The organism is Chromohalobacter marismortui (assembly GCF_004364315.1).
In the GTDB taxonomy this organism is placed as follows: Bacteria; Pseudomonadota; Gammaproteobacteria; order Pseudomonadales; family Halomonadaceae; genus Chromohalobacter; species Chromohalobacter marismortui.
On record NZ_SOBR01000004.1, the window covers coordinates 138,351 to 162,157 of the forward strand.

Consider the following 23,807-nt stretch of genomic DNA (forward strand, 5'->3'; position numbering starts at 1 on the left):
TGGCCAGACGCACCAAATGAGACTTTAGGTGCATAAAAAGGCGCAAGAATCGCCGGTATTGCTTATCCACATCAATATCGGGAACAATGCCTGAAGCATATGATTTCTTATATTAACCATGCTATCGAATAAGGAAATCCTGATGACAACATCCAAGAAAAGCGCCTCGCCGGAGCAGGCGTCTCTCGAGGAAGCCTACCCTTCCACCGTCGAAGGCCTGGTACTCGAGGAGCGCCTCGGCTATGCCCTGCGCCGCGCCCAGTTAAAGGTGTTTAGACACTTCGACGACGCCATGCGCGAGCATGACATCCGCCCGGCGCAGTTCTCGTCGCTGGTGGTCATCGAGGGCTATCCAGGCGTGACGCAGTCCAGCCTGGCCCAGACCTTGAGCATCGATCCACCGCGGGTCGTTAACTTGATTAATAGTCTCGAGGAGCGTGGTCTGGCGCTGCGGGTGCGTTGCAAGCGCGACCGGCGCTCGCATGGCATCTTCCTCACCAAGACTGGCGAGGCCCTCGTCGAGCGTTTGAAAGGCTTGGCAGAACAGAGTGATTTGGAAGCAACTCAGTCACTTAGCGAAATAGAAAGACGCCAGTTATTGACCTTGCTACGCAAGGTGTATGCATCGGAAGAGCATGGCGACTAATCCTTTAGGCGCAATTCGCGGCAAATTTCAGCGGCATGACTTGCATAGCCACGCACAGACAATTAATTATAAAAAGCAACTAAAAAACGTATCACCACGCGCCTTGGCCGACCCACACACCCCATAAAGATACAATCATGAGCAGCCTAGCGACGACATCCAACGCCAGCATCACCTACCTACGCCGAGGTCTGGAAACGACCTGTCGGCTCGCCGCAATCATCGGTGGCCTGATCGTCGCCGCGCTCTCTCTGATGACCGTGGCCAGCATTGCCGGACGCTGGGCGTCCAGCCTGCCGTTGATCGGCGACACCGCGGCACTGGGCTGGGTCGGCCCCGTCACCGGGGACTACGAGCTCGTCGAGATGGGCACGGCCATCGCGGTGTTCCTGTTTCTGCCTTACTGCCACCTGCGCGGCGGCCATGTCACGGTGGATATTCTGGTCATGCGCGCACCGCGCGCCGTGCAGTGCTTTTTGGCATTCGTCGCGGAAGTACTTTTTCTCGTCGTGTCAGGGGTGATGACCTGGCGTCTTTATCATGGCCTGCTCGACAAGCAACGCTACATGGAAACCAGCATGCTGCTGGGTATCCCGCTGTGGTGGGGCTATGTCGGCGGTATCGTCGGCTTTGCCCTGCTGACGCTGGTCTGCCTGTATCGCACATTCAATACCGTCTCGCGGGACACGCAGCATCATACCCCGACCCCAGGAGACGCATGATGTCACCGATTATGCTGGGCACGGGCGGTTTCATATTGCTGCTGGCCATGATGGCGGCCAGGATCCCCATCGGCCTGTCGATGCTGGCCGTCGGCGCCGCTGGCTCAATGCTGATCACCGGCCCGATGGGCATTCTGAATGGCTTGAAGACGCTGCCCTATGAGCATTTTTCCAGCCATACGCTGTCAATCATTCCCCTCTTCCTGTTGATGGGCCAGTTCGCCGCGCGGGCCGGCCTCTCGCGCGCCATGTTCCAGGCCGCCAACGACTGGCTGGGGCATCGGCGCGGCGGGCTCGCCATGTCGACGATCGGCGCCTGCGGTGCCTTCGGTGCCATCTGCGGGTCGTCGCTGGCCACCGCCGCGACCATGACACAAGTGGCACTACCGGAAATGGAGCGCCAGGGCTATCGTGGCAGCCTGGCCACCGGCGCGCTGGCGGCGGGCGGCACGCTGGGCATTCTGATTCCCCCCTCCGTGGTGCTGGTCATCTACGCCATCCTGGCGGAACAAAACATCAACGAGATGTTCGCCGCCGCCCTGGTGCCGGGGCTGTTCGCGGCCTTCAGCTACATGCTGGCGATTTCCCTGTACGTACGCTTTTTCCCCGCTAGCGCGCCGAACAAGGCCAAGGCATCGCGCGGCGAACGCTGGCGCTCGCTGATAGAGGTATGGCCCGGCGCGGCGATCTTCATCATCGTGATCGGCGGCATCTACACCGGCATCTTCACGCCGACCGAGGCCGCCGCCGTGGGCGCGGCGGCCACCGGGGCCCTGGCGATCACCCGGGGCGGGTTGCGCTGGAGCGGCCTGCGCGACTGTCTACTCGAGACGGCCGTCACCTCGGCGATGATCTTCTTCATCGTCCTCGGGGCCAGCGTGTTCAACAGCTTTCTCGCCTTTACCCAACTCCCCCAAACCACCGCCGGTTGGATCGTGGGCCTGGAAATCAGTCCCTGGATCGTGCTGGCCGGCATCCTGCTGTGCTACCTGATCCTCGGCTGCTTCATGGACAGCCTGTCGATGATCCTGCTGACCGTGCCCATCTTCCTGCCCATCGTCACGGGCATGGACTTCGGCATGCCCGCCGCAGACGTGGCGATCTGGTTCGGCATCCTGGCCCTGGTGGTGGTCGAGGTCGGCATGATCACGCCGCCCGTGGGGCTGAATATCTTCATCATTCACTCCATGGCACCCCACGTGCCGCTGACCGACACCTTCAAGGGCATCCTGCCGTTCCTGGCCGCCGACGTCATCCGCATCGTGATGCTGGTGGCCTTCCCGGCCATTACGCTCGGCTTCGTCTACCTGCTTTATTGAGGACCACGCTGTCGATGACTGACGCCACTAATCGAGGTGACTTGCCATGATCCATGATGCGCCTGTACATCCACCGACATCGACCTTCATCGCGCGCCTGGCGATTCATGTCGACCCGCCTATTGAGCTCGGCGAGAACGCCCAGGGCAAGCGGCGCTTCATTGCCATCACCGGCGGCCGGGTGAGCGGGGAACGGCTCAGCGGCGTGGTGCTGGCCGGAGGCGGCGACTGGCAGACCATCCGCCCTGACGGCGTCGCCGACCTGCATGCGCGCTATTTCCTGGAAACCGACTCGGGCGATCGCATCGAGGTCGAGAACATCGGGTTTCGGCACGGACCGGCGGACGTCATGCAACGCTTACAGCGCGGGGAGCCGGTCGCGCCCGAGTCCTACTACTTTCTCACCACGCCGCGTTTCTTCACCACCAGCCCGGCCTACGCCTGGCTGACGCGCACGATCTTCCTGGGCAAGGCCGAACGCACGCGCGACGAGGTACTCATCGACCTCTTCGCGGTGGACTGACACACCTGCCACATGGATAACCACGACACATCCCACGACGACAACAATCACAACGAGGAACACGCCATGAGTCATCACGCCACGCTTGCATGCCGCCGCTTCCTGCTGGCCGCCGCCGCAGCGTTACCGCTCGCCTGGGGCGCCAACCAGGCCCATGCCCAGGACGCCGAATATACCTTGCGGCTGCATCACTTCTTCCCGGCGTCGGCCCCCGTGCATCAGGAATACTTCCTGCCCTGGAAGGAAGCCATCGAGAAGGAGTCCAGTGGACGCATCGACGTTCAACTCTATCCCTCCATGCAGCTCGGCGGCACACCGCCCGCACTCTACGATCAGGCCAAGGACGGGCAGGTGGACATCATCTGGACCGTGCTGGGCTACAATTCCGGCCGCTTCCCCAAGGCCGAGGTCTTCGACCTGCCCTTCCTGCCGACCTCGGGCGCCGCGACCAGCCAGGCCGCGCACGAATACGCCATGACGCACATGCAGGACGAACTCGAGGGCGTTCATCCCATCGCCGTGCATACCCACAGCCCGGGGGCGCTGCACACCAAGGAAACGCGCATCGAAGCGCTCGAGGACATCGAGGGCCTCAAGATGCGTGGCCCCAGTCGGCTGGTGAACCGGTATCTCGCCAAGCTCGGCGCCGAGCCCATCGGCATGCCGGTGGCCCAGGCCCTGGAGGCGCTGTCACGCGGGGTCATAGACGGCACGGTAATTCCCTTCGAGGCCATCACCGCCATGGGGCTGGCCGACATCACCACCGAACACACCATCTTCAGCGGTGACCGAGCGCTGTACACCACGATGATGATCGTGGCCATGGACCAGGACAAATACGATGCGCTGCCCGAGGACCTGCAAGCCGTCATCGATGCACATTCCGGTGCCCGCGAAGCATACCGGATCGGTCAGATCATGGATCAGGCGGACCATCGCCAGATTCTGGCCATTCAGAGCGGCGCGCAACCGGGCACGATCACCCGCCTGGACCGCGAGGAAACCGCACGCTGGCAAGCAATCGGCCAGGAGGTCGTCGACGAATGGATCGCCGAGGCCGAGGCGAGAGGGCTCGACGGGCAAGCGCTGTACGACGACGCCCGCCGACTCGTCGAGCGCTATACACGCTGAGGTGATATTCAGGCCGACCGGCGGTATCTGGCCCGAGCCTCCGTCGGCATCCACCAGACCCGCGCCCAGATTGGCAGGGTAACTATCAACTTACTTGATACCATTTCGACAGGAAATTGACATGAGCGATTACACGAACCGCTGGCAAACCGTGAAGGTCGACGTCGAGGACGGCATTGCCTGGGTCACCCTGAACCGGCCCGAGAAGCGCAACGCCATGAGCCCTACGCTCAACCGTGAAATGATCGATGTGCTCGAGACCGTCGAGCTCGACCAGGACGCCCATGTGCTCGTGCTGACCGGCGAGGGCGAGTCTTTCTCCGCCGGCATGGACCTCAAGGAGTACTTCCGCGAGATCGACGCCAGCCCCGAGATCGTTCAGGTCAAGGTACGCCGCGACGCCTCCACCTGGCAGTGGAAACTGCTGCGTCACTACGCCAAGCCCACCATCGCCATGGTCAACGGCTGGTGCTTCGGCGGCGCCTTCTCGCCGCTGGTCGCCTGCGACCTGGCCATCGCCGCCGACGAGTCGGTGTTCGGACTGTCCGAAATCAACTGGGGCATCCCCCCGGGCAACCTGGTCAGCAAGGCCATGGCCGATACCGTGGGGCATCGCCAGGCGCTGTATTACATCATGACCGGCGAGACTTTCACCGGTCCGCAGGCCGCCGACATGGGGCTGGTCAACCAGAGCGTACCGCGCGCCGAGCTGCGCGAGACCACCCACAAGCTGGCCGCCACGCTGCGCGACAAGAACCCTGTCGTCCTGCGCGCCGCCAAGACCGGCTTCAAGATGAGCCGCGAGCTGACCTGGGAGCAGAACGAGGAATACCTCTACGCCAAGCTCGACCAGGCCCAGCAGCTCGACCCCGAGCACGGTCGCGAACAAGGTCTCAAGCAGTTCCTCGACGACAAGAGCATCAAACCGGGCCTGGAAAGCTATCGTCGCTGAACGGCCCGCGACCCCGGGCGTGCGCCGGACGGCGGGCGCCCACCTCACAACAATCACATAGTTCAGCACGGGGGTACGACATGGATCTTTCGCTACTCATCGGCGGTGACACCCACGCCGCTCGGCAAGACGCGACCTTCACGCGGCACAATCCACTCAGCGGCGAGGCCGTGACCCAGGCTGCGGCGGCGTCCGCCGACGATGCCCGCGCCGCCGCCGAGGCCGCTTCCCGGGCCTTTCCCGCCTGGTCAGCGACCGGCCCCGGCGAGCGCCGCGCCAAGTTGCTCGCCGCCGCCGACGCCATGGAAGCCCGCCAGGCCGACTTCATCGCGCGCATGGTCGATGAAACCGGCGCCACGCCCGGCTGGGCCGGGTTCAATGTCATGGTGGCCGCCAACATGCTGCGCGAGGCCGCCTCGCTGACCACCCAGGTCGGCGGCGACGTCATTCCCTCCAACGTCCCCGACAGCCTGGCCATGGGGGTGCGCGTGCCGTGTGGCGTGGTGGTCGGCATCGCGCCCTGGAATGCGCCCATCATCCTCGGCACGCGGGCCATCGCCACGCCGCTGGCCTGCGGCAACACGGTGATCCTCAAGGCCTCGGAGCAATGTCCCGGCACCCATCACCTGATCGGCGAAGTGCTCGTCGAAGCGGGTCTGGGGGACGGCATCGTCAATGTGGTGACCAACGCACCGCCCCAGGCCGCCGAGGTGGTCGAGGCGTTGATCGAGCACCCCGCCGTGCGGCGCATCAACTTCACCGGTTCCACGAATGTCGGACGCATCATCGCCGAAAAAGCCGCGCACCATCTCAAGCCGGTGTTGCTGGAACTGGGCGGCAAGGCACCGTTCGTGGTGCTCGAGGACGCCGACCTGGATGCCGCCGTGGAAGCCGCCGCCTTCGGCGCCTTCTTCAACCAGGGCCAGATCTGCATGTCCACCGAGCGGTTGATCGTCGTCGACGCCGTGGCCGACGCCTTCGTCGAGAAGCTGGCCCGCAAGGCCGAGACCCTGCGCGCCGGCGACCCGCGCGACGAAGGCAACGCCCTGGGCACGCTGATCACCCGCGAGGCCGGGGAAAAGCTCAACGCCCTGCTCGACGATGCCCAGCAGCACGGCGCGCGACTGGCCTGTGGCGGCAAGGCTGAAGGCGTGATCATGCAGCCTACCGTGGTCGATGGGGTTACCCCGGCGATGCGCTTGTACAGCGAGGAATCGTTCGGCCCGGTGGTAGCGATGATGCGCGTCAAGGACGAAGAAGACGCCCTGCGCGTCGCCAACGACAGCGAATACGGTCTTTCCGCGGCGGTCTTCAGCCGCGACACGGCCCGCGCCATGCGCGTCGCGCAACGCATCGAGTCGGGCATCTGCCACATCAACGCCCCCACCGTGCACGACGAACCGCAGATGCCATTCGGCGGGGTCAAATCCAGCGGTTACGGGCGCTTCGGCGGCAAGGCCGGCATCGAGGAGTTCACCGAATTGCGTTGGATGACCATGCAGCTCGGCCCCCGGCACTATCCGATCTAACTGCCACCCCGCTACCTAGCACGCCAACGCCCCCATGGAGCTCAAGATGATGACAACAAGACATACACTCGCAGGTCTTCTCCTCCTCAGTGGCATCGCCCTGGCCAGCACTGGCCAGGCACAAGACACCGTGACATTGCGCTTGCACCATTTCGGCGCCCCGACCACCCCGGTGCAGACGCAATACCTGGAACCCTGGGCAGAGCGCCTCGAGGCGCAATCCGATGGCGCCCTCCAGGTCGAAATATTCCCGGCCATGCAACTCGGCGGGTCGGCCAACTCGCTGTACGACCAAGCCAAGGACGGTGTCGTCGACATCGTCTGGACGCTGCTGAGCTACACCCCGAATCGCTTCCCCGCGTCCGAGGCGTTCGACCTGCCCTTCCTGCCCACCACGGGGGAAGCCACCAGCATGGCCGCCCATGAATACGCCATGAAACATATGCAGGATTCGCTGAAGGGCGTCTATCCGATTGCCGTCTTCGCCCACACCCCGGGGAAGATACACACCAAGGGCGTGGCAGTAGAAAACGCCGATGACGTGCAAGGGCTGACACTTCGCGCGCCCTCCAAGGCCATGAATCGCTTTCTTGCCAACCTGGGGGCCCAGGTCGTGGGCATGCCCTTCCCGCAGATCCCCGAGGCGATCTCGCGTGGCGTGATCGACGGCTTCTCGCTGCCCTTCGAAAGTGCCAATGCCCTGGGCGTGCTGGATATCGCACAGAACCACACCTTCTTCGACGGCACGCACGGCCTGTACACCGCGATGATGGTGCTGGCCATGGACCAGGATAAATACGACAGCCTGTCACCCGAGTTGCAGAAGGTCATCGACGACAACGCCGGCATCCAGGAAGCGCAGCGCATCGGACGCGTCATGGATGAGGCGGAAGAAGCGGCCATCGATGAGATCGCCGCCAGCGGCGAGGGGCGGATGATTCACATCGCCGAGGCCAATCAAGAGCGGTGGAAAACGGCCGCCGACGAGACGATCCAACAATGGATAGACGACATGAATGCCACCGGCCTCGATGGACAGGCCCTGTACGACGACGCTAGCCAGCTCGTCGAGAAATACACCCAGCAAACGCAATAAGCACTGATGCGCGGGGCGCAACGCCCCGCGCAGCGTCCTGCCTTCGCTCTTCTTTAGCGTCACTTTCCCGACCAAAGTCTAGGTATGTTCGATTGTCGTAATGCTCCGGTATTTCTATGATGGGCGTTCCTATCGACGACCGCTCACCCCGTCGCGATGCAGTGCCCTCGGCAACCGCCTTGCAGCTTCTTTCAGAGGGTGTTTACAAAATAGACGAGCGACGTAAAGACAAGGCAAAATCGACCGAAAAAACGGAGTTTACATGGAGTAAATGAGTATTTTGAGGTCGATTTTAACGCCGGATTGTCGAGCGCAGTCCTTTTGTAGATACTCTCTCAGGATCTTTTCATGATCGACTCCACTACACCGGATATCCTGACCTTCGGTGAAGCGATGACGCTGTTCATCGCCGAAACCCCCGGCGACCTGGCCGACGTCGAGCGCTTCCAGCGGCGCATCGCTGGCGCCGATACCAATGTCGCCATCGGTCTGGCGCGGCTGGCCTTTCATGTCGCCTGGATCAGCCGCGTCGGTGACGACGGCTTCGGCCGCTTCATCCGCCATACGCTCGAAGGCGAAGGCCTCGACTGCCGCTACCTGAGTACCGATGCCGAGCATCCCACCGGCCTGGTCTTCAAGGCGCGCGCCGAACACGGCGAGGATCCCAAGGTGGCCTATTACCGGCGCGGCAGTGCCGCCAGCCACCTGGGCGTGACCGACGTGCGCGACCTGACGTTCCAGGGCGTGCGCCATCTGCATGCCACCGGTCTGCCCCCCGCACTCTCCGCGAGCACGCGCGAACTCGCCTTCCACATGCTCGAACGCGCTCGCCAGGCCGGCCTCACGATCAGCTTCGACCCCAATCTGCGGCCCTCGCTGTGGAACAGCGAAACCGAGATGCGCGACACCCTCAATGCGCTGGCCGCCCACGCCGACTGGGTACTGCCGGGGCTCGCCGAGGGCCAACGCCTGACCGGCCTCGATAACGCGCACGACATCGCCGGCTATTATCTCGATCAAGGTGCCAGCGGGGTCATCATCAAGCTCGGCCCGGAAGGCAGCTACGTGCGCACGGCAGACGATGCCGGTACGGTGAAGGGCGTGGCCGTTTCCCGCGTCATCGATACCGTGGGGGCCGGCGATGGTTTCGCGGTGGGCGTGATCAGCGCCTTGCTCGATGGGTGCTCGCTGCGTCAGGCAGCGCATCGCGGCAATCTCATCGGCGCCGAACAGGTTCAGGTCGTCGGCGACATGGAAGGCCTGCCACGCCGAGCCCGCTTGCGCGACCTGGAAACAGCACACCCTTTGGTGTGACAGCCTCTTTTCATGCTTCCCCCATTCTGGAGCTCCGCATGACCAAGCGCATCCTCGCCTTTCGGCGCCTCAAGCCCCATCACCTCGACCAGTTGCGCGAGCATTTCCATGTCGATTATTTCGACGCCCTGGAAAGCGCTGACGATCCCGCGTTTCGTGAAGCACTGAGCGATGCGCACGGCCTGCTCGGCGCCAGTTTGCCGATCACCCCCGAGCTGCTCGATGCCGCCCCCAACCTGGAAGTCATCTCGAGCATCTCGGTGGGCGTCGACAACTACCCCGTGGACGCGCTGACCCAGCGTAACATTCTGCTCTGCCATACCCCGGACGTGCTCACCGAAACCACTGCTGATACTGGCTTCCTGCTGATCATGGCCAGCGCCCGCCGCGCCGTGGAACTCGCCAACATGGTCAAGCAGGGCCAGTGGACAAGCAGTATCGGCGAGCCTCACTTCGGCACCGATGTCCACGGCAAGACGCTGGGCATGGTCGGCTTCGGACGCATCGGCCAGGCCATCGCACGACGCGGCGCCCTGGGCTTCGGCATGCAGGTGCTTTACACCCATGCTTCGCCCAAGCCGGCCCTGGAAGCGGAACTCGGCGCCACGCACTGCGAATTCGATACCTTGCTCGAGCAGGCCGACTTCGTCTGCGTCAACGTGCCGCTGACCGCCGAGACCACCGGCTTGATCGACGCGGACGTGCTCAAGCGCATGAAGTCCTCGGCGATTTTGATCAATATCGCGCGCGGCAAGGTGGTCGACGAGGAAGCCCTGATCGAAGCGCTCTCCAACGGCGAGATCCACGCCGCAGGGCTGGATGTCTTCGCTCAGGAGCCGTTGCCCGGCGACTCGCCGCTCACCCGGATGGATAATGTCGTCACCCTGCCGCATATCGGCTCGGCCACGCATGAAACGCGCGAGGCCATGGCTCAGCGCGCCGTCGACAACGTCATCGCCGCCCTCCAGGGCCAGCAACCGCCGAGCCCCTACAACGACGTCACACCGCGCGGCTGACGTCTCGCCCATGCGCCGTACGCGCCACGTCCCTTCACGCCTGCGTCTCTCGAGTGCAGGCGTTTTCGATTCATGACCCGCACGCTTGAAACCTGGTGTCTCGCCCCCAGTCAGTGCTCACCGACAGCGGCCCTAACGCCGCGCATTTTTCAACCCGGGAGCTCCCCATGTCTTCAAGCATTGCCCTCATCACCGGCGCCGGTCGAGGCCTCGGCCGTAGCATGGCGTTGCACCTCGCGGCCGCCGGCGTTGGCATCATCGGCACCTACCGCAGTCACCGCGACGACGCCCTGGCGGTCGTCCGCGAGATCGAGGCCGCCGGCGGCACGGCGGCGATGCTCAAACTCGACATCGGCGACAGCAGCGCCTTCGCCGAGTTCAAGGACAACGTGGCGGACACGCTGGAAGACACCTTCGGCCGCACGGAGCTGGATGCCGTGGTCCACAACGCCGGCGAAGGCATCCTCGCGCCCTACGAAGCGACCACCGAGGACGACCTCGACGCCCTCTATCGCACTCACTTCAAGGGCCCCTTCCTGCTCAGCCAAGCCCTGCTGCCGATGATTGCCCGTGGCGGACGCATCCTGAACGTCTCCACCGCCGCGACGCGCTTCGTGCTGGACAATCACTGCGCCTATTCGGCCATGAAGAGCGCGCTGGAGGTGACCACGCGCTATATGGCCAAGGAACTCGGCGAGCGCCGGATCACGGTCAACGCCATCGCCCCCGGCGCCGTGGAAACCGACTTCGCCGGCGGCGCAGTGCGCGACGACCCGGCGCTCAATGCACACTTCCGCTCGATAACGCCACTAGGCCGCACCGCCAAGCCGGACGATATCGGGGCCGCCGTCGCGAGCCTGTTGTCGAGCGATTTCGACTGGCTCAACGGCGAACGCATCGAACTCACCGGTGGACAATCGCTTTGAACGGCTGCCCGGCCTTGCCATCGTGGCCGGGGGCAACTAAAGTTTGAAGAGTGTTTAGAAACGCCGTTCACAAACCCGGTGCGGTTTCTCAAGCCTGGGCGCCGTCTGCCGATATCTGGGAGAATGAACGGTTACATCCACTACGCCCTCGAGGCTCCACCATGTCTCATCCGCTGTGCCTGTTGTTCGACTGCGATGGCACTTTGGTCGATAGCGAACCCCTTCTCGCCGACGTCATGGCCGACGCCCTGACCCGTGCCGGATTACCCTTCACCGCTCCTCAGTACATGGAAGAGTTTCGAGGCGTCCGATTCGCCAACATCGTCGCCGAGCTGGAGCAACGTTTCGGCCCCCTGGACGATGCCATTCGGAATGCCGCCGAAGCGGAAATGCGGCGGGCCATGCAACTGCGCATGAGCACCGAATTGAAACCGATCCCGGGCGTCCGCGAGGCGCTCGACCGACTCACCGAACATCCCCGCTGCGTGGCTTCCAACGGTCCCGAACACAAGATTCGCCGCGCCCTCGATAGCACGGGCCTGCGTGCCTACTTCGGAGACAGTCTCTATAGCGGCTACGCCATCGAACGCTGGAAACCCGATCCTGGCTTGTTCCTGCATGCCGCACGCGACATGGGGGTCACGCCCGAACGCTGCGTGGTCATCGACGATGCCGATGTAGGCGTCGCGGCCGGCCTGGCGGCGGGGATGCGCACGATCCACATCAATCGCTTCCCCGAGCGCGAGACCACCCCCGAAGGTGCCATCGCCCTGCATGACATGCGCGATCTACCCAGTGCCGTGGCACGGTTGGGACAGGTGGAAGCCGTGCTCCACTGATCTTATAGGGGGGCGTCGAGGGATATCGTGCCCACCGGCCGGGCGCGTTATCATGCATATCTCCCGACATATCGATTCAGGAGGCGCGCATGGCATCGCTGCAAGACCAGCTACGCGGACGGATATACTCCACCGAACATGGCGAGGTCTGCCCTGAGTGCCGGGCACCGCTCGCTGAGTGCCGCTGTGCCGACGCCGTAGAAGAAAAACGCCTGGCCAATCTCGACGGTACCGTTCGCCTGCGCCGTGAGACCAAAGGACGCAAGGGCAAGGGCGTGACCCTGGTGGAAGGCGTGCCGCTCAAGAGCGACGAGCTCAAGGCCTTGGCCAAGGCGCTCAAGAAACGCTGCGGCACCGGCGGTGCCCTCAAGGAAGGCACCATCGAAATTCAGGGCGATCACCGCGACGCACTCAAGGCAGAACTGGAAGCGCGCGGTTATCGCGTCAAACTTGCGGGCGGTTGAACGAGAACGGCCACCTCCCTACGCGTAAGGAGCTTTTCATGCCCCAGTCTCGCTTGCCACGCCGCCCATGTGCCGTGCTCGTCGGCCTGTTGCTGATCGGGCTCGCGGGCTGCGCCAGCGGCCCCGATTTCCAGACACTCGACGCCCGTGTCATCTTCGCCCAGCCGCCCGAGCTATCCGACGATGCCGTCCTCAACGTCACATTGAAGGATCGCGACGACGGCGCCACCCTGGCGGAAAGCCGCTATACGCACTTCGACACCACCGCCACCAGGGTCACGCTACAATATGCCCAAGGCGCCATCGACACGGCGCACACATACGTCTTGCAGGCCGACGTGCGCGATCGAGGGCGGTTGACGCATCTCAACCGCGAGCGGGTCGACGTCTTCAACGGCGAGACCGGCACTACGCCCACCGTGACGCTGGTGCCCGTATCACATCCATGAGCGCACGCACCGCACGCTCAAGGACCACTAAAGGCTGGCGGTCGGCGCCTGGGCCACCAGCCCCTCGGTAGGCATCGCGTCGTTCAGGGCACGCAGTGCCGCGTCCAGCGTCTCCCCCGCCGACGCTTCGACCTTGAGGCTGAACAACGCATCGGCGCGCGTACGCCCCACGTTGATGCAGGCCATCGGCTTGCCCAGCTCCGCCGCTCGCCGCGCAAAGCGATAGCCTGAATAGACCATCAGCGATGAGCCCACCACCAGCATCGCGTCGGCACGCTCAAGGGCCTCGAAGGCCGCTTCTACACGAGGACGTGGCACGCTATCGCCGAAGAACACCACATCGGGCTTGAAGATACCGTCACCGCAGCGCGCACAGGAGAGCAACGAGAAATCGCCGAAGTTCCGGTGCTCCAGATCGGCGTCGCCATCCGGCCCGACCTGCGCCTCGAGCGTCGTCCAATGCGGATTGAGCCGCGCCAGTTCGGCATGCAAGGCATGCCGCATGCGGGTCGCACCGCATCCCATGCAGCGCACCACGTCGGCCTGGCCGTGCAGGTCGATTACGCGGCGCGACCCGGCGCGCTGATGCAGTCCGTCGACATTCTGCGTGACCAGCCGCTCGATGCGTCCGGCACGCTCCAGCGCGGCAAGCGCACGATGCGCGCGTCCAGGCCGCGCTTCGCTGAGCGCCTGGAACCCCACCAGGCTACGCGCCCAATAGCGTCGGCGTGCCGCATCGCTATGCATGAAGGTCTGATGCGTCATCGGCGGCGAACGTTTCCAGGCGCCCTGTTCATCACGGTAGTCGGGGATGCCGCTATCGGTGCTCATCCCGGCACCGGTGAGCACGAAAAGCCGCGAATGACGCGCAAGGAAGGCCGCCAAAGACGACACTGAGGAATCGGACATCGTGATCTCCCGGACAAAGCCGTTGTCTCATGATACAACCGGCGCCCCGTGTCGCCACAAGCCCCATCACGCATCAGCATCGCCGATCTCCGACAAGCTGGCTAGAATGGGGAATTCATGTAGCATCTTCTCGACCAGGATGACCGTAATGGTGTGGCTGGAATACATACTCCCGATCATTTTTCTCGCCCCGCTCGGCGCCACCGCACTGGTAGTGCTGGCTCTGCGCCATCTGGAGGATGGCGCGCTGACGTCGCCCTATGATGGGCACACCCTGCGTGAGCCGGCGCAGTCGTTGCGCGACCGTCTCGATCGCGCTTATGCCGCACTGTTCCTGGATGGCGCGCTGGGGCCCATCATCACCCTGGCACCGCTGGTCTACGGCATGGGACGCATGCTGTTCGCCAACCGGCACAGCTGGCTGGAATGGGCACTTTATGGGCTGTTGACCACCTTGCTGGCGTTGGTGCTGTGCTTTCGTCTGATTCGCGACGTGCAGCGCATTCGCCGCCTCAAGTTGGGCCTGGCCTGCGAGCTGGCGGTGGGGCAGGAACTGGAACGTTTGATCCGTCCGGAGGCACATCCCTATTTCGTGTTCCACGATGTGCCCACCGACAGCTTTGCCATCGACCATGTCGTCGTCACACCACATGGTGTCTTCGTGGTCGAAGTCAGTGCCCGCACGCCCCCGCTGGACGTCATGGGCGAACCTCGCACTCAGGTAACGGTGGCCGGACAACGCCTGCGTTTTCCTGGCTGGCGCGAACGTCAGTCGCTGGCCTATGCACGGATGGCCACGAGCTGGTGCCGCCAATGGCTGACCCGCCAATCCCTGGGCAACGTCGCCGTGCAAGGCGTGCTGGTGCTGCCCGGTTGGGACGTGGAGATCGATAAGCCCCCCGGCGAGATCATGGTGGTCGACGGCAAAGCGCTCGCCGCTCTCGTCCATCACACCACGCTGCGCCCCATGGATGATGCCACTCACCAGCGCGTGGTGCAGGCACTCGACCAGCGCGTCAAGGGCGCCACCCTGGTGGGTGGCTAGGGAGACGTTTCGCCAATCATCAGTTGGGTCGCCAGGCAATGATGCTTCATTGGAACAAGCCCCAGGACCATCGAGGCTGCCAAGCGTCCCTTGGCAACGCTATCCTGGCGTACCGTGGTCAGGCGTGGCGCACGATACTGGCCCTCGGCGATACCATCGAACCCGGTAATGCGTAGATCCTCCGGAATGCGTAAACCGCGCTGCTCGGCCAACGTCAAGACAGTCAGGGCAATACGGTCGGACATGCACAGCAGCAGATCCGGGCGTTCATCGTCGGGCAGGTCCAGGATCCCGGCGATGACCGGCGCGCACACCTCGTAGGTATTCTCCTCGATATTCCACATCGGCACCGTGGTCGGGTCGATATCGTGCTCGGCCAAGGCCTCGTAGAAGCCGTTCAAACGTAGACGAGTGATCGTTTGAGACTCTTCGTACAGCGGTTGGTCGATAATACGACCGTTGCAGGGCTCGGCCGTCAGGCGCAGATTGATGATCGCTGGACGTCGTGGCCTTTGGCGTAAGGTATGCCGTGCAATGTTTAGACAAGCAAACTGGTTGTCGATGTGCACCGACGCATGCCCGGCGATGTCGAAGTCCACCGCCATTAGCGGCTTCTGGCTTGGAAACTGTTCCAGCATCCGCGGATCAGCAACCAGTCCATAGACGATGAAGCCGTCAGCCATGCTGGCCGACTCCAGGCGCGCGCCCTGACGAGCGGGAAGCAACAACAGGGTATGCCCGTGACCATCAACCACCTCAGCGACACCCGCGAGAAACTCACTGGCCACCGCATCGTTCAGGTTGTAGGTGAGACTTTCGGCCAGCACCACTGCAATGATGCGCGAACGCCCGGTACGCAAGCTGCGACCTCGAGCATCGGGGCCCGTGTATCCCACGGCACGCGCCTCGCTGAGGATACGATCACGCAGCGCGGGCGATAGCTGATCCGGCCGATTGAAGGCATTGGACACCGTGGCGGTCGATACGTCGAGCCGAGCGGCCAGATCCTTGATGGTAATGCGACGATGAGATGGGGTCACAGCAAGTCTCTCAGAATCGAACGCAGGCAGCATACCTGCCTGCTCCGACACTCTCTAGCATGAAAGGCGACTCAGCCCCACATGAGTCGACCTGATGCCGACTCACTCAAGCGGCGTCGCGTGTGCTCGTCAGCGGCAATGCACGCCCCTCCCCATCGAACAGATGCACATTGGCGAGTGACGGCACCAATGCCGCCTTTTGTCCGATTTCCCAACGACTGGGGGCCTCGCTGCGATGAATCAGTAGTTCGTCACTCTGACCGGAATCAAGATAGACATAGACTTCGTTCCCCAGGTATTCGACGTTGACGATTTCGAAGGCATTGCTGCCTTGAGCTTCATCCAGGCTCAGATGCTCGGGACGAACGCCGAGCGTCAACGCGGCGTGTTCATCAAGAGCCGCAGCGCTCTGAGGCAGCGTCAGCTCCCCGATGCCCGATAAACTGACCCGGCACCCTTCCGCATGGCCCTCACGTAATGCGGCAGGCAGGAAGTTCATCGTCGGGGAGCCGATGAATCCCGCGACGAAGCGCGTCGCAGGGCGCTGGTAAAGCTCCTGAGGACTGCCGACCTGTTCGATGTGCCCCCCGTTCAAGACCACGATCTGGTCGGCAAGCGTCATCGCCTCGACCTGATCATGAGTGACATAGATCACCGTTGAGCCCAGACGATGATGCAAGCGCGCAATCTCGTTGCGCATTTGGACACGTAGTGAGGCGTCGAGGTTGGACAGCGGCTCGTCGAACAGCAGGATGCGCGGCTCGCGGGCCATCGCCCGCCCCATGGCCACGCGCTGGCGCTGTCCTCCGGAGAGCGCCTTGGGCTTGCGATCCAGCAGCTCCTCGAGCTGCAGGATACGCGCGGTCTCGAGCACCCGATCGCGCACCGTCTGCTCCGCCGTCTTGGCCAGCTTCAGCCCAAAGGCCATGTTTTCATAGACCGTCATGTGTGGATACAAGGCATAGGACTGGAACACCATGCCCACCCCCCTCTCGCGAGGCGGCAGGTCATTGACCAGCGTTTCGCCGATCTTCAGCTCGCCATCGCTGATCGACTCCAGCCCGGCGACCAGCCGCAGCAGCGTCGACTTACCGCAGCCGGAAGGGCCGACGAAAACCACGAACTCGCCATCACCAATCGTGAGGTCGACATCCTTGATGATATGCGTATCGCCAAACGACTTGTTGAGCTTGTTGAGCGTCAGGCTTGCCATGAAAAATTCTCCTGGCCGGCGCTCATGAGGCGCCGGCGGCATATATCGTCCAAAGAAATTCAGTCAAGGCGCAGATAGGCCGCCTGATAGGCCGGCAAGTGCAGACTGTCGTTTTCCAGCCTCGCCGTGAAACCCGGCGCATCGAGCAACGCGCCATGCTCAGGCAAGCGACACTCACGTGCTTGGCCGCCCAGATTGAACACACATAACAGGCGCTCGTCGTCATGCTCGCGCACGAAACCGAGCAGCTCGTCCCCGATATCGACCAACCGCAGGTCACCGTCGAACAGTGCCGGATGCTCGCGACGAAACGCGATCAGCGCACGCACACTGTTGAGCAGTGAATCAGCACGAGCCTCCTGACGCGACACGGCGCGCAGTAGATGGCGCGTATCCACCGGCAACCAAGGCTCGACGCGCGAAAAACCGCCCTGAATGTCGTCGGTCCAGGGTATCGGCGTGCGACAGCCATCACGGCCTTTGAAATCAGGCCACAAGACCTTGCCATAGGGATCCTGGATGCGCTCGAAAGGCACGTCGGCCTCGGGCAGGCCGAGCTCCTCGCCTTGATAGAGGCACACGCTGCCACGCAGCGACAAGAGCATGGCCAACGTGATCTTGGGATACGCCTCGGAATCCTCATCGGCCCCCCAACGTGTAGCGCTTCTCATCACATCGTGGTTGGACAGTGCCCAGCAAGGCCAGGCATCGCCCGCCAGCCGCTGGAAGCGCTCGATCACCTCATGAATATAGGCCGGAGAACGCGGGGCATTAAGCAGGTCGAAGGTGTAGGCCATGTGCAACTTGTCCCCCCCGGCGGTGTACTCGGCCATACGTTCGAGCGGATGATCATCGCCGATTTCCCCGACCGTCGTGGTGCCCGGAAACTCATCCATCAACGCACGCAACTGCTTGAGGAAGTCGAGGTTTTCGGGACGACTGATGTCATGGACATGGCGTTGCCACGTGTAAGGGTTGGCCTCGGGTGCACCCAACGTCTTTGCCTCGCCGGGGTCGAGCGCTGGATTGTCGCGCAACTGAGCATCATGGAAATAGAAGTTGACGGTGTCCAAGCGAAAGCCATCGACACCGAGTTCCAGCCAAAAACGCATGTTATCGAGCTGCGCGTCACGTACCGCCGGATTGTGAAAGTTGAGATCCGGCTGTTCGATCAGAAAGTTATGCAGATAATACTGACGACGTCGCGGGTCGAACGTCCAGGCCGAACCGCCGAAGATCGACAGCCAGTTATTGGGTGGCGTGCCATCGGGCTTGGGGTCGGCCCATACGTACCAATCGGCGCGGGCATTGTCACGGTCGCAACGACTTTCCTGAAACCAGGGATGCTGGTCCGACGTATGGCTGATCACCTGATCGATGATCACCTTGAGTCCCAAGGCATGGGCATGCCTGAGCAATGTCTTGAAGTCTTCCAAGGTGCCGAACATCGGGTCGACGTCACGATAATCGCTGATGTCGTAGCCGAAATCCGCCATCGGCGAGGTGAAGAACGGCGACAGCCAGATGCCATCGACACCGAGCGACGCTACGTAATCGAGCTTTTCGGTAATGCCCGGCAGGTCGCCGATGCCGTCGCCGTTGCTATCCAAGAAGCTGCGCGGATAGATCTGATAGATGACACCGCCGCGCCACCAGAAGGTGCTGTCCTGCATCATGAAGTCCTTTATGAAAATGTCTCGTTAGTCACGGATTAGCCCTTGACGGCGCCGGCGGTTAGTCCGGAGACGATACGTCGCTGGAAGATCATCACCAGAATGACCAACGGCACCGTGACGGTGACGGAAGCCGCCATGATCGGCCCCCATGGCAACTCGTGCTGACTGCCCCCGGAAATCAGCGCGATCGCTACCGGCACCGTGCGTTCTTCGCTGGTCAGGGTGAACGTCAGAGCGAACAGAAACTCGTTCCAGGCGGCGATGAAGGCCAGCAGGCCGGTGGTCGCCATCGCCGGCCACATCAGGGGTAGGAACACCTTGGTGATAGTGACCCAAGGGGTGGCACCATCCATGATCGCCGCCTCTTCCAGCTCCATGGGTAGCTGACGCATGAAGGTGGTCAATACCCAGACGGTAAACGGCAGCGTAAAGATGGTGTAACTCAGAATAAGCCCACCTGCGCTGTTATAGAGATTGAGGACGCGAATCACCTCGAACAGTCCCGAGAGCACGGCGACTTGGGGAAACATCGATACGCCGAGCACGACCATCATCACCGTCGTCCGCCCACGAAAGCGCACACGTCCCAGTGCATAGGCAGCGGTGACGCCCAGCAGCAAGGCGATCGCCACCACACTGACGGCGACGATGACCGAGTTGATAATCGCCTGGACGAAACTTCCCTGAGAAAAGATCGTGATGTAGTTGCTGAAATCCACGCTGCTCAGCCAATAATCGACCTGAAACAACGCACTGGAAGGTTTCAGTGACGTGATCACCGCGTAGTAAAAGGGAAAGATGGCATAAACCAGCAACACCGCTATCAACGCCCAGAACGCGATACGCTTGACGAGTGACTTCGCGAACCTGGTATTCATGCCTCACCTCCCAGTTGACGACGGCCCAGATAGAGATAGATCACGGTGACCAGGGCGATGATCAAAAACAGCAAGGTAGAGGCCGCGCTGCCATAGCCCACATCCTGAAACTCCACCAATTGCTGCCGCGCGTAGATCGACATGGTCATGGTGTTGGTGGAGTTGGACGTCAGGACGTAAATCACATCGAACACGCGAAGCGCATCCAGCAGGCGGAAGATCACCGCCACCAGCAACGCTGGCGTGATCAGTGGCAATGTCACGCGGAAGAACACCTTGACCGGATGGATGCCATCGACCTCGGCGGCCTCGTAGCAATCCTGGGGCAGCATTTGCAGCGCCGCCAGCACCAATAGCGCGACGAAGGGAATGGTCTTCCACACATCGACGATGATCACCGCCCACATCGACAGGTCGGCATCGGCGGTCCAGGCCAGGGGCGAGTCGATCACCCCTATCGTCATCAATAGATGATTGATGATGCCGAACTGGTCATTGAGCATCCACGCCCACATCTTGGCTGACACGATGGTGGGAATCGCCCAGGGGATGAGCACCGCGGCGCGCACCAGCATGCGTCCCTTGAACTCGGCATTGAGAATCAAGGCGACGATGATGCCGAAGACCGTCTCCAACGAGACCGACACGGCACTGAAGAACAAGGTATTCCACACCGACTGCCACCAGGCGGGATCCGTGAGCAGGCCATACCAGGCGCCCTGGTAGTACACCAGATAGTTTTCAAAGCCTATGAAGCTGGCGCCACCGGTATTTGCCAGCGAGGCATCGGTGAAGCTGAAGTAGAACGTGCGTACCAGCGGCCAACCGGCGACCAGCACCAAGGTGACAAGCATCGGCACCAAGAACAGCCAGGCCGCGCGCACGCGCTGACGGCGTACCTTGGTACCCCGTTGGCCGCCCCGGCGGCGGGAAGCCGCCGGGGATTGGGTTGCAGCAGTATCGCTAGTGGTCATGGCAAGCCTCGGATTACCAGCGGCGGCGCTTCATGCGCTCGAGTTCGTCCTGCAACTGCGCTACCGCCTGAGTACCGTTCGTGCTACCGGAAAGCACGTTGTGAGCAGCGTTGAAGAAGGCATTGCTGACACGACCATATTTCGCGCCAGTCGGTGCAGAGGGGCGTGCCACGGCATTGGTGAAGGTGTCATAAAGTTTGCCGAAGAAGGGCACGGCAGCGAGAACATCCTCATCCTGGTAAAGCGACTTGATGGTCGGATTGTAGGCCCCTTGGATCGCGCGACGCTTCTGCTCGGCTTCAGAGGTCAGAAACTCGACCAGGTCGACGGCCAGCTCGGGATGCTTGCTGTATTTGGACACGGCCAGATTCCAGCCCCCCAATGTCGCGGCACTGCTTCCTTTAGGGCCATGCGGCAACATGGTGACACCGACCTTGCCACGCACATCGCTACTTTCGCTCTGCGCCAGCGCCCACGCATAGGGCCAGTTGCGCATGAAAACCGCATTGCCGGACTGGAAGACGCCACGGGCTTCTTCTTCGGTATAGTTGAGCACGCCCTTGGGCGAGATATTGCCGATCCACTCGGCCGCCTGATCCAGTGCCGCCGCCGCACGCGGGTTATCGATGGTAATTTCACCCTGATCGTCGACGATGCTGCCGCCCCCGTAGCTGGCGACCCACTCCAGGGCATTGCAGGTCAGTCCCTCATAGGCACGCCCCTGGAAGACATAGCCCCACATCCCGTCCTTGCCGGCCTTGCGCTCGCCTTGCTGGATCACCTCGGCGGTGGCGGTCATCTGTTGCCAGGTCTCGGGGACCTCGCGCTCGTATTTGTCGAGCAGATCCTTGCGGTAATAAAGCACCCCGGCATCGGTGAACCAGGGCATCGCCACCAACCGCCCATCGACAGTGTTGTTATCGACGATCGTCTGGAAATGGCCATCGGCAATATCCTTCCCGCCGACCTCACGCAAATCGACCAGGTGATTGGCAAGTAGGCCAGGCCAGACCACATCGATCTGCATGACATCGATATCGCCCGACTGGGCTGACAGGATCTGCTGATAGAGCGAGAGACGCTCGGTGGACGAATTGGGCGTCGAGACGACATCGACGCTGTGGCCGGTCTTTTCCTCCCACGCGGCGACGCCCTCCTTACAGAGCGTCAGTTCGGCACCGACGGCGCCGCAGGAAATGGTCAGGTCGGCCGCATGCGCCTGGCCGACGGCGACACCAGCGAGGGCGACAAGGGGAATCAATTGACGAATCATGGCGCTTACCTCCGGGGTGGTTGTTGTTATCCAGGGAGACCGTGTCTTGCGCAGCCACGGCGATGGAGTTGCTTGTATCGTGAGCCATTCTTAAACGATTAAGCTCTGAACACATTAGCCGTCGCACCGCCCCCCAACAACCTAGACTTTGGTGTGAAAAAGCAGCGCTATCTGGCCGGCATAGACATTGGTCGAAAGAGCGTCACAGGGGCTTTGTAGAGTCAACCTTAAACGTTTAAGTTTACGCTCGGTAAACGTCATTACCTAACGTTACGACATCACCCCACAACAACCACAATGGGAGTCAAGCACATGATGCCCCTTTCACGTCGCATGACACGCACGCCGCTGGTCACCGCCATTGCCTTGGCCTCACTGAGCGTCGCCACGACGGCCAGTGCCGATATCTCGTCAGCAGAGCTCGAAGCTCGTCTGGAGGCACTCGAAAATCGTGTCGCCGAGGCCGAACAGCGCGCTGCCGCCGCCGAGCAACGTGCTCAACGCGCCAAGGCGGCCCTGGAAGCGCTCGACGATAGCGATCTCGAAAAACGCCTTGCCGATGTCGAAGCCCATGCGGAGGGAGATCTGGGCCTATCGCTCAACGCTTATGCGCGCTCCGGCCTGTTGCTCGACAGTCACGGCAAGAGCGCACCGGGTGGCCCCTACCTGACACCGGCAGGTAGCACCGGCGGTGCCGTAGGTCGTCTCGGTAACGAACCGGATACCTATGTCGAGACCACGCTCAATTACAAACAACGCTTCGACAATGGCGCTCGCTCGCATTACCGCATGATGCTGGCGGACAGCGTCACCACCAGCAACGACTGGACCGCCGAGGAATCGAACCTCAATGTTCGTCAGGCGTATGTCCAATTCAGCGAATTACCGAGTTTCACCGGCGCCTTCAAGGACGCCAAGATCTGGGCGGGCAAGCGTTTCGATCGCGATAACTTCGACATCCACTGGCTCGACAGTGACATCATCTTTCTCGCCGGTACCGGCGCGGGGGTATATGACATTCGCCTCAACGACGACTGGACCAGCAACGTGTCGCTCTACGGGCGCAGTTTCAGCGACTTTCCCATTGTCAGCCGCGAGAATCCCGGTCTTACCGGCAGCACCGACAACTTGATCTTCACGCTCAACAATCACATCGGCAACTGGCAGTGGATGCTCAACGGTCTCTCGGCCAACGACAACGATCAGCGTGATACCGGAAACGATGCCAGCGCGGCGGACACCGGTTTCCACACCATGCTGGCCTATCACGGAAACAGCTTCTTTGGCCTCGGCGAAGGCAGCTTCAAGGCAGCGGCCCTCCATGGGCAAGGACTCGGTGCCGAGGTCAAGTCACTAGGATCCGATGGTAACTTACTCGACGATGCCAAGACCACGCGGTTGGCGCTCTACGGCACGACCTACGTGGCGCCCGACTGGCGTCTGGCGCCGGCCGTGCTCGCCCAGCATAGCGCGGATCGGTATGCCCCCGGCGACAGTTATGACTGGGCAACCTTCAATGCGCGTCTGGCCAACGAGCTGACAGCGAACTTCGAGATGCAGTACGAGGCAAGCTATCAGTGGATGGATCTCGATCCGCAAGGCTACAACGGCAACAGTGCCGTCGACGGTGCCTACACCAAGCTGACCGTCGCCCCCACCTTCAAGCCCGCGGTCGGCGGCTTTTGGCAACGCCCGGAGATCCGTCTGTTTGCGAGTTGGAGCGACTGGGACGAAGAGCTCAACGGCTTCGCCAGCGGCGATGCGCTAGGCAACGACACCTTCACCGGTGGTGAATGGACCTTCGGCACGCAGATGGAAATCTGGTTCTGACACCCCCATCCATGTATCCCCAATGGCCCCGAATACACCACAG

The 23,807-nt window shown here is 62.2% G+C and carries 23 protein-coding genes; 16 read left to right on the forward strand and 7 right to left on the reverse strand.

What is annotated here, in order from left to right; translation table 11 throughout:
- Window positions 1-142: 142 nt before the first annotated feature.
- From C8E00_RS09965 to C8E00_RS10030, 14 genes are all read left to right on the forward strand, one after another.
- Window positions 143-646: a MarR family winged helix-turn-helix transcriptional regulator gene (locus C8E00_RS09965; RefSeq protein ID WP_133697358.1), complete on the forward strand. Its 504-nt coding sequence runs from the start codon at window positions 143-145 to the stop codon at window positions 644-646.
- 137 nt (window positions 647-783) lie between these two features.
- The gene (locus tag C8E00_RS09970) at window positions 784-1,368 is read left to right on the forward strand and encodes a TRAP transporter small permease (RefSeq protein WP_133697359.1); all 585 of its coding nucleotides are present in this window, start codon (window positions 784-786) and stop codon (window positions 1,366-1,368) included.
- Window positions 1,365-2,687 carry a TRAP transporter large permease gene (locus C8E00_RS09975; protein WP_133697360.1) on the forward strand — a complete coding sequence of 441 codons (1,323 nt, stop codon included), beginning with the start codon at window positions 1,365-1,367 and terminating at the stop codon, window positions 2,685-2,687. Before C8E00_RS09970 ends, C8E00_RS09975 begins: the two co-directional genes overlap by 4 nt.
- Before the next feature lie 46 nt (window positions 2,688-2,733).
- The gene (locus tag C8E00_RS09980) at window positions 2,734-3,210 is read left to right on the forward strand and encodes a DUF3237 domain-containing protein (RefSeq protein ID WP_133697361.1); all 477 of its coding nucleotides are present in this window, start codon (window positions 2,734-2,736) and stop codon (window positions 3,208-3,210) included.
- Window positions 3,211-3,276: 66 nt separating this feature from the next.
- Entirely contained in the window at window positions 3,277-4,341 is a 1,065-nt protein-coding gene (locus tag C8E00_RS09985) for a TRAP transporter substrate-binding protein (RefSeq protein ID WP_133697362.1), read from the forward strand.
- Between the two features lie 121 nt (window positions 4,342-4,462).
- A complete protein-coding gene (locus C8E00_RS09990) occupies window positions 4,463-5,293 on the forward strand; it encodes a p-hydroxycinnamoyl CoA hydratase/lyase (protein WP_133697363.1) in 831 nt (276 codons plus the stop codon).
- A gap of 80 nt (window positions 5,294-5,373) precedes the next feature.
- Window positions 5,374-6,822 (forward strand): aldehyde dehydrogenase, encoded by a 1,449-nt coding sequence (locus tag C8E00_RS09995; protein ID WP_133697364.1) that lies wholly within the window; start codon window positions 5,374-5,376, stop codon window positions 6,820-6,822.
- Between the two features lie 46 nt (window positions 6,823-6,868).
- Complete coding sequence (locus C8E00_RS10000) at window positions 6,869-7,918, forward strand: TRAP transporter substrate-binding protein (RefSeq protein WP_133697365.1); 1,050 nt, start codon at window positions 6,869-6,871, stop codon at window positions 7,916-7,918.
- Between the two features lie 348 nt (window positions 7,919-8,266).
- A complete protein-coding gene (locus C8E00_RS10005) occupies window positions 8,267-9,232 on the forward strand; it encodes a sugar kinase (RefSeq protein ID WP_133697366.1) in 966 nt (321 codons plus the stop codon).
- A 38-nt stretch (window positions 9,233-9,270) separates the two neighbouring features.
- Window positions 9,271-10,248: a 2-hydroxyacid dehydrogenase gene (locus C8E00_RS10010; RefSeq protein ID WP_133697367.1), complete on the forward strand. Its 978-nt coding sequence runs from the start codon at window positions 9,271-9,273 to the stop codon at window positions 10,246-10,248.
- Window positions 10,249-10,415: 167 nt separating this feature from the next.
- Complete coding sequence (locus C8E00_RS10015) at window positions 10,416-11,174, forward strand: SDR family NAD(P)-dependent oxidoreductase (protein ID WP_133697368.1); 759 nt, start codon at window positions 10,416-10,418, stop codon at window positions 11,172-11,174.
- Between the two features lie 161 nt (window positions 11,175-11,335).
- A complete protein-coding gene (locus C8E00_RS10020) occupies window positions 11,336-12,013 on the forward strand; it encodes an HAD family hydrolase (RefSeq protein ID WP_133697369.1) in 678 nt (225 codons plus the stop codon).
- Between the two features lie 89 nt (window positions 12,014-12,102).
- Complete coding sequence (locus C8E00_RS10025; RefSeq protein WP_133697370.1) at window positions 12,103-12,477, forward strand: translation initiation factor Sui1; 375 nt, start codon at window positions 12,103-12,105, stop codon at window positions 12,475-12,477.
- A 38-nt stretch (window positions 12,478-12,515) separates the two neighbouring features.
- The gene (locus C8E00_RS10030; protein WP_133697371.1) at window positions 12,516-12,926 is read left to right on the forward strand and encodes a YbaY family lipoprotein; all 411 of its coding nucleotides are present in this window, start codon (window positions 12,516-12,518) and stop codon (window positions 12,924-12,926) included.
- Window positions 12,927-12,953: 27 nt separating this feature from the next.
- Here the strand turns inward: C8E00_RS10030 and C8E00_RS10035 are convergent, their stop codons facing one another.
- Window positions 12,954-13,835, reverse strand: a complete 882-nt coding sequence (locus C8E00_RS10035) for an NAD-dependent protein deacetylase (protein ID WP_133697372.1) — start codon at window positions 13,833-13,835, stop codon at window positions 12,954-12,956.
- Between the two features lie 148 nt (window positions 13,836-13,983).
- On the opposite strand from C8E00_RS10035, the gene C8E00_RS10040 reads away from it, so the two are divergent.
- The gene (locus C8E00_RS10040; RefSeq protein ID WP_133697373.1) at window positions 13,984-14,880 is read left to right on the forward strand and encodes a nuclease-related domain-containing protein; all 897 of its coding nucleotides are present in this window, start codon (window positions 13,984-13,986) and stop codon (window positions 14,878-14,880) included.
- Here the strand turns inward: C8E00_RS10040 and C8E00_RS10045 are convergent.
- The 6 genes from C8E00_RS10045 to C8E00_RS10070 form a co-directional block, all read right to left on the reverse strand.
- Window positions 14,877-15,920, reverse strand: a complete 1,044-nt coding sequence (locus C8E00_RS10045) for a LacI family DNA-binding transcriptional regulator (protein WP_243833157.1) — start codon at window positions 15,918-15,920, stop codon at window positions 14,877-14,879. The genes C8E00_RS10040 and C8E00_RS10045 overlap by 4 nt on opposite strands.
- Before the next feature lie 106 nt (window positions 15,921-16,026).
- Window positions 16,027-17,133: an ABC transporter ATP-binding protein gene (locus C8E00_RS10050; RefSeq protein WP_133697374.1), complete on the reverse strand. Its 1,107-nt coding sequence runs from the start codon at window positions 17,131-17,133 to the stop codon at window positions 16,027-16,029.
- A gap of 59 nt (window positions 17,134-17,192) precedes the next feature.
- Window positions 17,193-18,806, reverse strand: coding sequence for an alpha-glucosidase family protein (locus C8E00_RS10055; protein ID WP_133697375.1), 1,614 nt, complete (start codon window positions 18,804-18,806; stop codon window positions 17,193-17,195).
- 38 nt (window positions 18,807-18,844) lie between these two features.
- Entirely contained in the window at window positions 18,845-19,687 is an 843-nt protein-coding gene (locus tag C8E00_RS10060) for a carbohydrate ABC transporter permease (RefSeq protein ID WP_133697376.1), read from the reverse strand.
- Complete coding sequence (locus C8E00_RS10065; RefSeq protein WP_133697377.1) at window positions 19,684-20,661, reverse strand: carbohydrate ABC transporter permease; 978 nt, start codon at window positions 20,659-20,661, stop codon at window positions 19,684-19,686. The genes C8E00_RS10060 and C8E00_RS10065 overlap by 4 nt, the downstream gene beginning before the upstream one ends.
- 13 nt (window positions 20,662-20,674) lie before the next feature.
- Window positions 20,675-21,934: an ABC transporter substrate-binding protein gene (locus tag C8E00_RS10070; RefSeq protein ID WP_133697378.1), complete on the reverse strand. Its 1,260-nt coding sequence runs from the start codon at window positions 21,932-21,934 to the stop codon at window positions 20,675-20,677.
- A gap of 315 nt (window positions 21,935-22,249) precedes the next feature.
- Here C8E00_RS10070 and C8E00_RS10075 point away from each other — a divergent pair, with 315 nt between their 5' ends.
- Window positions 22,250-23,764, forward strand: coding sequence for a carbohydrate porin (locus C8E00_RS10075; RefSeq protein ID WP_133697689.1), 1,515 nt, complete (start codon window positions 22,250-22,252; stop codon window positions 23,762-23,764).
- Window positions 23,765-23,807: the final 43 nt, after the last annotated feature.